At 28.6% G+C, this 9,931-nt stretch carries 11 protein-coding genes and 1 riboswitch; of the genes, 8 read left to right on the top strand and 3 right to left on the bottom strand.

Going from position 1 to position 9,931, the window contains the following annotated elements:
- Nucleotides 1-291 (top strand): helix-turn-helix domain-containing protein (locus tag FGQ49_RS09465; RefSeq protein ID WP_138269625.1); only part of this gene is annotated, 291 nt, incomplete at its 5' end.
- Between the two features lie 121 nt (nt 292-412).
- Nucleotides 413-1,720 (top strand): phosphopyruvate hydratase, encoded by a 1,308-nt coding sequence (gene eno / locus FGQ49_RS09470; RefSeq protein WP_371922836.1) that lies wholly within the window; start codon nt 413-415, stop codon nt 1,718-1,720.
- Between the two features lie 465 nt (nt 1,721-2,185).
- Here the strand turns inward: eno and FGQ49_RS09475 are convergent, their stop codons facing one another.
- The gene (locus tag FGQ49_RS09475) at nt 2,186-2,437 is read right to left on the bottom strand and encodes a kinase to dihydroxyacetone kinase (RefSeq protein ID WP_138269627.1); all 252 of its coding nucleotides are present in this window, start codon (nt 2,435-2,437) and stop codon (nt 2,186-2,188) included.
- Between the two features lie 194 nt (nt 2,438-2,631).
- A riboswitch (FMN riboswitch) is annotated at nt 2,632-2,743 on the top strand.
- A 72-nt stretch (nt 2,744-2,815) separates the two neighbouring features.
- Between FGQ49_RS09475 and FGQ49_RS09480 the strand changes: the two genes are divergently transcribed.
- Together FGQ49_RS09480 and FGQ49_RS09485 are read left to right on the top strand one after the other, a co-directional pair.
- Nucleotides 2,816-3,430, top strand: coding sequence for an ECF transporter S component (locus FGQ49_RS09480; RefSeq protein WP_243112251.1), 615 nt, complete (start codon nt 2,816-2,818; stop codon nt 3,428-3,430).
- A gap of 3 nt (nt 3,431-3,433) precedes the next feature.
- Entirely contained in the window at nt 3,434-4,057 is a 624-nt protein-coding gene (locus tag FGQ49_RS09485) for a 4Fe-4S binding protein (protein ID WP_138269628.1), read from the top strand.
- Nucleotides 4,058-4,125: 68 nt separating this feature from the next.
- On the opposite strand, the gene FGQ49_RS09490 is transcribed toward FGQ49_RS09485, so the two are convergent.
- A complete protein-coding gene (locus FGQ49_RS09490; RefSeq protein WP_138269629.1) occupies nt 4,126-5,475 on the bottom strand; it encodes an MATE family efflux transporter in 1,350 nt (449 codons plus the stop codon).
- Nucleotides 5,476-5,670: 195 nt separating this feature from the next.
- On the opposite strand from FGQ49_RS09490, the gene thrS reads away from it, so the two are divergent.
- Nucleotides 5,671-7,584: a threonine--tRNA ligase gene (thrS, locus tag FGQ49_RS09495; RefSeq protein WP_138269630.1), complete on the top strand. Its 1,914-nt coding sequence runs from the start codon at nt 5,671-5,673 to the stop codon at nt 7,582-7,584.
- A 25-nt stretch (nt 7,585-7,609) separates the two neighbouring features.
- Here thrS and FGQ49_RS09500 read toward each other — a convergent pair whose 3' ends face one another.
- Nucleotides 7,610-8,113: a VanZ family protein gene (locus FGQ49_RS09500; protein WP_138269631.1), complete on the bottom strand. Its 504-nt coding sequence runs from the start codon at nt 8,111-8,113 to the stop codon at nt 7,610-7,612.
- Nucleotides 8,114-8,304: 191 nt separating this feature from the next.
- Between FGQ49_RS09500 and FGQ49_RS09505 the strand changes: the two genes are divergently transcribed.
- The 3 genes from FGQ49_RS09505 to FGQ49_RS09515 form a co-directional block, all read left to right on the top strand.
- Nucleotides 8,305-9,204, top strand: coding sequence for a DegV family protein (locus tag FGQ49_RS09505; RefSeq protein WP_138269632.1), 900 nt, complete (start codon nt 8,305-8,307; stop codon nt 9,202-9,204).
- An 87-nt stretch (nt 9,205-9,291) separates the two neighbouring features.
- Nucleotides 9,292-9,504: a DUF3784 domain-containing protein gene (locus FGQ49_RS10825; protein WP_138269633.1), complete on the top strand. Its 213-nt coding sequence runs from the start codon at nt 9,292-9,294 to the stop codon at nt 9,502-9,504.
- 166 nt (nt 9,505-9,670) lie between these two features.
- Nucleotides 9,671-9,931: MerR family transcriptional regulator (locus FGQ49_RS09515; protein WP_138269634.1), on the top strand; the 261-nt coding region annotated here is incomplete at its 3' end.

Consider the following 9,931-nt stretch of genomic DNA (forward strand, 5'->3'; position numbering starts at 1 on the left):
AGAATAACAGAATTACGAATTAAGAAAAATGTATCAGAATATAAAATGAGTACTGATTTAGGGCATAGTAAAGGATATATTCAAAGTATTGCTTCTGGTAGAACATTACCTTCTATGACAGAATTTTTATATATTTGTGATTATTTAGAGGTTACTCCAAAACTTTTTTTTAATGAAGATGTTAAAGAGCCTATTTTGTATAATGAGATTAGTAAAAACTTATTAATTATGAATGAAGATGATTTAAAAATAATCTTAGATATATGTAAAAGATTAAATAATAATGTATAAAATTAAAAAAATAACCGCAAAATTGTGGTTATTTTTTTAATTTCTTGAGTCTAATAATATAAATTTTATGGTATAAATTTCATTTTAAAGAGAAAAATATTTACAAAAAGGAGGAGTAAATATTTTGGAAAATACAAAAATTAATGATATTTATGCCAGAGAGATTTTGGATTCAAGGTCTAATCCTACCGTTGAAGTTGATGTAGTTCTTGAAGATGGTTCTATTGGCAGGGCTGCTGTTCCATCAGGTGCTTCAACGGGTGAGTTTGAGGCTGTTGAGCTTAGAGATAAAGATGAAAATAGATATGTAGGCAACGGAGTATTAAAAGCGGTAGAAAATGTAAATCATTATATTAAAGCTCATTTAATAGGAATGAATGCTGCTTATCAAGATGATATTGACGCTGCATTATGTAAAATAGATGGTAGTAAGAATAAAGGAAATATTGGTGCAAATGCAATTTTAGGCGTTTCTCTTGCTTGTGCCGATGCCGTAAGCAAATCTTTAAAACTTCCTTTATATAGTTATATAGGGCAGTTATCTAATAATGATGCGACATTACTTCCGGTTCCTATGATGAATATTTTAAACGGTGGAAAACACGCAAATAACAATTTAGATGTTCAAGAATTTATGATACTTCCTCATAGTACAGATACTTTTAAAGATGCTTTAAGAATGGGCAGTGAAATCTATCACAAATTAAGAGATATTTTAATTGAAAAGATGATGAGTGTTTCCGTTGGTGATGAAGGAGGATTTGCCCCTGATGTAGATAGTGCGGAAGAGGCTATTATGCTTATAATGAAAGCTATTGAAAATGCAGGATATAAACCGGGAGATGATGTATATATAGCTCTTGATATGGCAAGCAGTGAGCTTTATGATAAAAAGATTGATTCGTATTTTTATGAAATAAAAGAACGAAAATACGGCGAGATGATAGCATATTATGAAAAACTTACCAGTAAATATCCTATCATATCTATTGAAGACGGTATATCGGAAGATGATTTTGAAAGCTGGAAATTCTTAAGTGAAAGACTTAATAACAGCATTCAGCTTGTTGGAGATGATTTGTTTGTAACCAATAAAGAAAGACTTAAAAAAGGTATTGATATGGGGGTTGCAAACTCTATATTAATAAAATTAAATCAAATAGGAACATTAAGCGAAACGTTAGACACTATGAATTTAGCAAGAAAAAATAATTATACAACGGTTGTATCTCATAGGTCAGGTGAAACGGAAGATACTTTTATTGCTGATTTGGCTGTTGGTTTTAACGCAGGACAAATAAAAACAGGAGCACCTTGCAGAAGTGAAAGAGTTGCTAAATATAACAGACTTTTAAGAATTGAAGAAGAGCTAAAGGATAAGGCAAGATATATCGGTAAGGATGTTTTTACTAATATAAGATTAAAATAAAAAAAGCAGTTGTAACTGCTTTTTTTACTTCTCTAAATAGGGTTATATTATAGTTCTTGTAGGTTGATACAAAATATTTTACTTGCATATATTTCCCAAAATGAATTTTAGGATGGTTTTACCTAGGTTTTGGTAAATTAATTAATTCTTCCCAATTATATCTTTTAAGATATAAAAATGTATATTTGAAACACTGAGAGGAGATTTAATAAAAAACAAATATCTAAAAAAGTATTTATATTTAGAGCATTATTAGTTATAGGGTCCTTTATTATAAAATTAGTTATGGTATATTGCTATAATATAACTTCTTAAATACTTTTGTGAAACTTATTATAAAGGGTAAGTGTGAAATAAGTTTGTTAAAATGTGAATATTTGATTATATTGTATCTAAAAAATAAGTGGTAAAAATAAAAAATAAAATGAACTTAATATGAAAAAAGAATACGCTTAGCGTATTCTTCTATCCTTTTAAACCATCGGCTTGTCTTTGCATATTTTCTACTACTATGTCGTGTATGTCGCCAAGAGAGTTGCAATATTTTAATACATCCCATGGTTCATTTGTATGAAAGTGTATTTTTATTAATTTTTCATCTCCGACTGCAAGCAGACAGTCTCCTTTAAAGTTATTTGTTATATAATCATGGATTTCATCTTCGTCTAAATTTTCTCCGGCAATAAGAAGCTGTGTATCAAATTTGAATTCTATCATAAATTTTCCTCCTTTTATTTAAGGGCTTTTATAATTTGTTTAGTCCTATTTTATATTTTGATTATATAATATAAATTTTATATTTACAATAATCTAAAAAAGAGTTATACTTATTTAGTAATGAATTTATTTATTGGTGTAATCCTCCAATTATTCTTATAAATAAATTTTTATAGAAAATTGAATATTGAAGAATTTATCTTCAGGGCAAGGTGTAATTCCTGACCGCCAGTAAAGTCTGGGAGCGAAAGCTGATATGGTGTGATTCCATAACCGACGGTATAGTCCGGATGAAAGAAGATATGATAATTAATGCCCTGTTATTTTAGTATAACAGGCATTTTTTAAATTCACCTCATATCTATAATAAGGAGAATAATGGAAAACTTAACAACAAATCAAACAACAAACTCAAAAATCAGTACAAGGGTAATGGTATGTACGGCTATGTTAGCTGCTGTATCATTCTTACTCGCATTTTTAGAAGTACCAATGCTTTTATCACCATCTTTTGCAAGAATGGATTTATCTGACCTTCCTGCATTAATCGGTGCATTTGCTTTTGGACCTATGGCTGGTGTTGTAATTGAACTAATTAAAAACGGACTTCAAGTATTTTCAACACAAACAGCCGGAATAGGGGAACTTGCAAATTTTGCAATGGGTGCTTCTTTTGTTTTTACTGCAGGATTAATTTACAAAAGAAATAAAACAAAGAAAACTGCTTTAATTGCTTGTATTATTGCAAGTGTAGTAATGGGAGTAGTTGCAGGATTACTTAATTATTTTGTTTTACTTCCTATGTATAGTGCATTTATGCCAATTGATCAGGTTATTGCTTCTTTTGGAGAAATAATACCTTTCATTCAGACTAAATTTGAAGTAATTTTATTTAGTGCAATTCCTGCAAATATTATTAAAGGTCTGATTATTTCATTATTTGCTATGCTTATTTATAAAGGGGTAAGTCCTATATTAAAAGGAGAAAAGTAAAAAATGGAAAAAGCCAAAGATTATTTATCATTTTTGGTAGATGAAGTTCATTCTACGGTTTTTGCAACAGTAGATAAAAACGGAGAACCTGAAACGAGCATTATAGATTTAATGCTTTATGATGAAGACAGTGTTTATTTCTTAACAGCAAAAGGGAAGCCTTTTTATGATAGACTTATGGATAAAAAGGTAGTTTCCATATCTGCAATGAAAGGAATGGATACAATGTCTACAAAAGCCATTATGATGAAAGCTAAAGTAATGAATATAGGTAGAGATAAACTCGATGAAATATTTGAGAAAAATACTTATATGAATGAAATTTATACAAGTGAAGAAAGTAAAATGGCTCTTGAAGTATTCAAGGTATACGATATGGAGGGCGAATATCTTGATATGTCACAACAACCCATTTTAAGAAAAACATTTTCAATTGGAGGGGGAAATGTTAGAAAAGCAAGTTATCATATAAATGGAGATTGTATAGGGTGTGGGAAGTGTTTTGAGGTATGTTCCTTTAAAGCGATAAAGAAAGGAAATCCTTATAAAATAATTGATAACTATTGTTTTGAATGTGGAAATTGTTATAGTATTTGTCCTGTAAATGCTGTTGATAAAAATAATTAGGACTTATGAATTTTTAAATTCAATTAATATTACATAGTTAAAATAAAAAAGACACTTAAGTGTCTTTTTTATTTTGATAAAAGTTTCTTTTCAATTTTATTTTTATTTTTTAAATAATATAAAATCCCTGTAATATCGGCAAGCGCCCAACCAATAGGCACGCTCATCCATATACCTTTTACTCCTATAAATGAAATAGAAGATAAAGTATAGGCAAGGAAGACTCTGCTTCCAAGAGAAATAATTGTTAAAATAACGGACATTAAAGGTTTTTCTATTGCTCTGTAAATACCATAAAGTAGGAACAAACATCCTATTCCTATATAAAAAGCACCTTCAATTCTTAAGTATTCTATTCCTGCATTTATAATTGCTGTTTCATTTGCATTTACAAATATCATCATTAATTGTTTTGCAAATACAAAAACTATAAAGGAAATAATTAAACAGAAAATGCTTGATAAAGCAATTGCACTTTTTATTCCTTTTTTTATTCTCTCAGTTTCTTTTGCTCCGTAATTTTGAGCTATAAATGTTGAAAATGCATTACCGAAATCTTGAACCGGCATATAAGCAAAGGAGTCTATTTTTACAGCAGCGGCAAAGGCTGCCATTATTGTAGCACCAAAAGAATTAACTAAACCTTGTACCATTAAAATTCCAAAATTCATTATAGATTGTTGTATACAAGTTAAGAAGGAAAACTTAAATATTTCATTTAAAATATTTTTATTCCATTTCATATATTTCTTTTTGAATCTAAAATCAGGGAATTTAAAAAGTGTATATATTGTTATTCCAAGACCTGAGATGTACTGAGAAAATACTGTGGCTATGGCTGCTCCTTCTACTCCCATATTTAGAGTTATTACAAAGAATAAATCAAGTATAATATTAATAATTGCAGATATCCCAAGAAATACGAGAGGAATGATTGAATTTCCTACTGCTCTAAGTACACAAGCATAATAGTTGTAAAGGAAAGTTGCCGTTATTCCAAAGAAAATAATAAAAGTATAACTTTTCATTATCATAAAAATATTTTCCGGAATATTTAAAAAATATAGTATTTGATCAATAAAAATGAAAACTAAAATATTTAATATAATTGTTATTAAAAGAATTAAGGAAAAAGAAACAAATAAACTTTCTTTTAATTTTTCTTCATTTTTTTCTCCATATCTTATGGAAAAAACTGCACCGCTACCCATACATAAACCCAAAAGAATTGATGTAATAAAAACCATTAATGTATAGGCAGAACCTACTGCCGCAAGAGCATTTTTTCCGATAAATTTTCCTACAATTAATGTATCTGCTATGTTATATAGTTGTTGCAAAAGATTTCCAATTATCATCGGAAAAGCAAACAATAATATTTTTTTTGTGATGTTTCCTTTTGTTAAATCAAGCTGCATGTTTTCTGCCTTTTGTTTTTTTTTAATGATATATCTATATTGTAAATTTGTCAATTTGATGTATTATTGTATTAATAAAATATTGTTTAAATACAGTGTTTTAATGGTTGTATAATTGACTTTGATAACATATTTTGATATACTTTTTTGTTAGGTAAAGGTATTTTTTTACCGTGATAAAAGGAGGAAATAACAATGATAAAAGTAACATTTCCGGATGGAAACATTAAAGAATTTGAAAACGGTGTAAGTGTATTAGATGTAGCTGAAAGTATTTCTCCTGCACTTAAAAGAGATGTTTTATGCGCTAAAGTAAATGATGAGATTGTGGATATAAGAACCACTTTAGATAAAGACGTTAGCATTGTATTTTATAAATTTGATGATTTAGACGGCAAAAAAGCATTTTGGCATACTACAAGCCATATCTTAGCTCAAGCAGTTAAAAGAATATATGGCGATAAAGTAAAACTTGCAATTGGACCAAGTATAGATAATGGTTTCTATTATGATTTCGATACAGAAATACCGCTTCTTGAAAGTGATCTTGAAAAAATAGAAGCAGAAATGAAAAAAATCGTAAAAGAAAATATTTCAATTGAAAAATACGTTTTACCAAGACAAGAAGCTATTGATTTTGAAAAGGAACAAAAAGAAGATTATAAAGTTGAACTAATTGAAGATTTACCTGAAGACAGCATTATATCTTTCTATAAACAAGGAGACTTTACAGACCTTTGTGCAGGTCCTCATTTACTTAATACAAAACCTGTAAAAGCAATTAAACTTTTATCTATTACAGGTGCTTACTGGAGAGGGGACAGCAACAAAAAGATGCTTCAAAGAATTTACGGTATTTCTTTCCCTAAAGCAAAAATGCTTGAAGAATATTTAGAAATGCTTGAAGAAGCAAAGAAAAGAGATCATAGAAAAATCGGTAAAGATATGGACTTATTCATGATTTGTGAAGAAGGTCCGGGATTTCCTTTCTTCCTTCCAAAAGGAATGGTTATAAGAAATGAACTTGAAAACTTCTGGAGAAAAGAACATAGAAAAAGAGGATATGAAGAAATTAAAACTCCTCTTATCTTAAATGAAGATTTATGGCATACATCAGGTCACTGGGATCATTATAAAGACAATATGTACTTTACTCAAATTGACGGAAACGATTATGCAATAAAACCAATGAACTGCCCTGGTTCAATGCTTGTATATAAAAGAAAAATGTATTCATACAGAGATTTACCTTTAAGAATAGGTGAACTTGGACAAGTACATCGTCATGAACTTTCAGGAGCACTTCACGGACTTATGAGAGTTAGAACATTTACTCAAGATGATGCTCATATCTTTATGTTACCTGAACAAATTAAAGATGAAGTTATTGGCGTAATTGATTTTATTGATTATGTATATAATATGTTTGGATTTAAGTATCATGTAGAATTATCTACACGTCCAGATGATTCAATGGGTTCTGATGAAGATTGGAACATGGCAACAGAAGCTTTAAGAGAAGCTATGGAAGCAAAAGGAATGGATTATGTTGTAAATGAAGGAGATGGTGCATTCTATGGACCAAAACTTGACTTCCACTTGGAAGACTGTCTTGGAAGAACATGGCAATGTGGTACAATCCAACTTGATTTCCAAATGCCTCAAAGATTTGACCTTACATATGTAGGTCATGATGGGGAAAAACACAGACCTGTAATGATTCACAGAGTAATCTTCGGTTCAATTGAAAGATTTATTGGTATCTTAACAGAACACTTTGCAGGTGCATTCCCACTTTGGTTAGCTCCTGTTCAAGTTAAATTAATTCCTATTACAGACAGAAACCTTGAATATGTAAAAGGAATTAAAGATAAATTGGAAGAAAAAGGCATTAGATGTGAAATTGATGATAGAAGCGAAAAAATGGGATATAAAATCAGAGAAGCTCAACTTGAAAAAGTTCCTTATATGTTAATTGCAGGAGATAGAGATATGGAAGGTAACGTTGTTTCTGTTCGTGCAAGAAAAGATGGTGAAAATTTAGGAGCAATGAGCGTTGATGAATTTATTGAAAAAGCTTTAAATGAAATAAATACAAAAGCACTTTAAAAAAAACACCCTTTTGGGTGTTTTTTTAATTAAAATATTTACCGTTTGGTTTATTATACTTATATTTTTTATAGTGCTTATGACATATTATGTAATATAAAATATATCCGATTACAGCGCTTATTGTATTAAATATCACATCATCAATATCAGCAACACGGCTTACTAAAAAGAAAAATTGCATTATCTCAATAAATAGTGTTATAAAAAATGCACTTTTTACAGTTCTTTTAAAAGTTATTCTTCCTGGAAAAGTTAAAGGAAGTAAAAATCCGTAAGGAAGTAACAACCCAATATTACCAAATAAATTGATGAAAGCTATCATGGAAAGCTTTCCTCCATTTATAAGTTCAGTATATTGTAAACTTTGCCAGTAGTTTTTAATACTTAGAAAAGGAACTAAGTTATAATGTTGTTCATATGTATATTCTCCAACATAAGGAACTAGCGTCATTGAAAATACAATAAGCAGATATATTGATAAAATTAAAAAGCAAAGCCAATTTACTTTTTTGTTTTTTCCTGTCAAAATTTTACCTCTTTTCTAAAAAATGCTATTTAATGATACAATAAAGAAAAGCAAAAAACAATTAATATGAAAAAGTTTAATTTTTTCTTAATAAACTTCATTGTAAATTAAAGATATGTTTTTACTACATTGCTATTTATATTTTTTAGATGTATAATATTTAAGATTTCAAATTAATGGAGAATAAAGATATGAGCTTTCAAATAATAAGCGATGGTGCTTGTGATTTACCTAAAAGTTATGTGGAAGAAAATGATATAAAACTTGTTCCTTTTTATGTTTCATTTGGAGATGAAGAATTACACAAAGAGGGTAGTTTTATAACTGTTGAAGAGTTTTATACTAAAATGGTTGAAAACCCTACGGTTTTCCCAAAAACATCTCTTCCAAGCGTTAACGACTATATAGATGTATTTACTCCTTTTGTAGAAAAGAATATTCCTATATTATGCATTTGTACAGATTTACAATTAAGCGGTTCTTTTAATAGTGCGAGAATGGCAAAAGAAGTTTTAGAGGATAAATATGATAGTGCTAAAATAAAAGTAATAAATTCAATTAATATAACAGCTTCGCAGGCAGTTTTTGTAGGTGAAGCAATAAGAATGAGAGATAATGGCATTGAATTTGAAGATTGTTATGAAAGACTTGAAAAACTTAAAGAATATGGAAGAATTCATTTTACGGTAGGAAGTATTGATTATCTTAAACATGGAGGAAGAATAGGTAAACTTGCGGGATTTGCTGCCGGTGCACTTGGTTTGAAACCTCTTATTGAGCTTAAATATGGAGAGGTTTGTTCAGCAGGTGTAGCAAGAAGCAGAAAAAAATCTATTAAACAAGTTTTGGATTATACAAAAAAATTCTTTGAACGTAAAAATGAAAATCCTGATGATTATGTTTTTTGTGTAGGTTATGGATACAGTAAAGAAGAGGGAGAAGAATATAGACTTAAACTTCATAAATCTTTACAAGAATATTCTAATGTTAAATTAGAAGAAATACATATGATACAAATAGGAGCAACAATTGGTGTTCATACAGGTCCTTATGCTCTAGGACATGGATTTATAAAGAAATATGATAAATAGTATTCCTAAGCGAGTTTATATTAATATAAGCTCGCTTTTCTTTTTGTATGGTATAATATGTAAAATTAATTTTAAATTGAGGTAGATATGAATAATATAATTTCCATTTTTATTGTATTAATATTATTTTTAATATGTTTAACAATAAGTATTTTGCAGCTAAGTTGTAAAGGTCCGTTGTTAAATAACGCTTTTCTTTTTGCTTCAAAGAGGGAAAGAGAAAATATGAATAAAAAGCCTCATTATAGACAAACAGGAATAGTTTTTTTATTTTATCAGCAATTTTCTTATGTCTTTTAATTAATATTATATTTAAAATTAAGATTTTCGATTATGTTATATGGTGTTTAATATTATGTACGATACTGTATGCTTTGGTATCTTCAATAAAATTATATAAGTAAAGTTAAATTTTCTCTTGACTCTAACGTTAGGTAATAGTGTATTTTAAATTTGGAGGTAAGATATGAAGTTAACTGTTGGTGAAGTTTCTAAATTATTTGATATTAGTGTGCGCACACTTCATTATTATGATGAAATAAACTTATTAAACCCAAGTGAGAAAAAAGAGAACGGATATAGATATTATACAGATGAAGATTTGGTATTGCTTCAAGAAATTATTTTTTATAAAGATCTTATGTTACCTCTAAAAGATATAAAATATATTTTGAAACAAGAAAAAAGAGATAAGGTTGATATCTTAAATAAACATAAAAAAATTCTT

The organism is Anaerofustis stercorihominis (assembly GCF_005844425.1).
Classification (GTDB): Bacteria; Bacillota; Clostridia; order Eubacteriales; family Anaerofustaceae; genus Anaerofustis; species Anaerofustis butyriciformans.

Bases quoted from the DNA above. Each gene is read 5' to 3' on its own strand.
- thrS (WP_138269630.1), top strand. From the start codon at position 5,671: ATGATAAAAGTAACATTTCCGGATGGAAACATTAAAGAATTTGAAAAC.
- FGQ49_RS09480 (WP_243112251.1), top strand. From the start codon at position 2,816: ATGGAAAACTTAACAACAAATCAAACAACAAACTCAAAAATCAGTACA.
- FGQ49_RS09490 (WP_138269629.1), bottom strand. From the start codon at position 5,475: ATGCAGCTTGATTTAACAAAAGGAAACATCACAAAAAAAATATTATTG.
- FGQ49_RS10825 (WP_138269633.1), top strand. From the start codon at position 9,292: ATGAATAATATAATTTCCATTTTTATTGTATTAATATTATTTTTAATA.
- FGQ49_RS09485 (WP_138269628.1), top strand. From the start codon at position 3,434: ATGGAAAAAGCCAAAGATTATTTATCATTTTTGGTAGATGAAGTTCAT.
- FGQ49_RS09475 (WP_138269627.1), bottom strand. From the start codon at position 2,437: ATGATAGAATTCAAATTTGATACACAGCTTCTTATTGCCGGAGAAAAT.
- FGQ49_RS09505 (WP_138269632.1), top strand. From the start codon at position 8,305: ATGAGCTTTCAAATAATAAGCGATGGTGCTTGTGATTTACCTAAAAGT.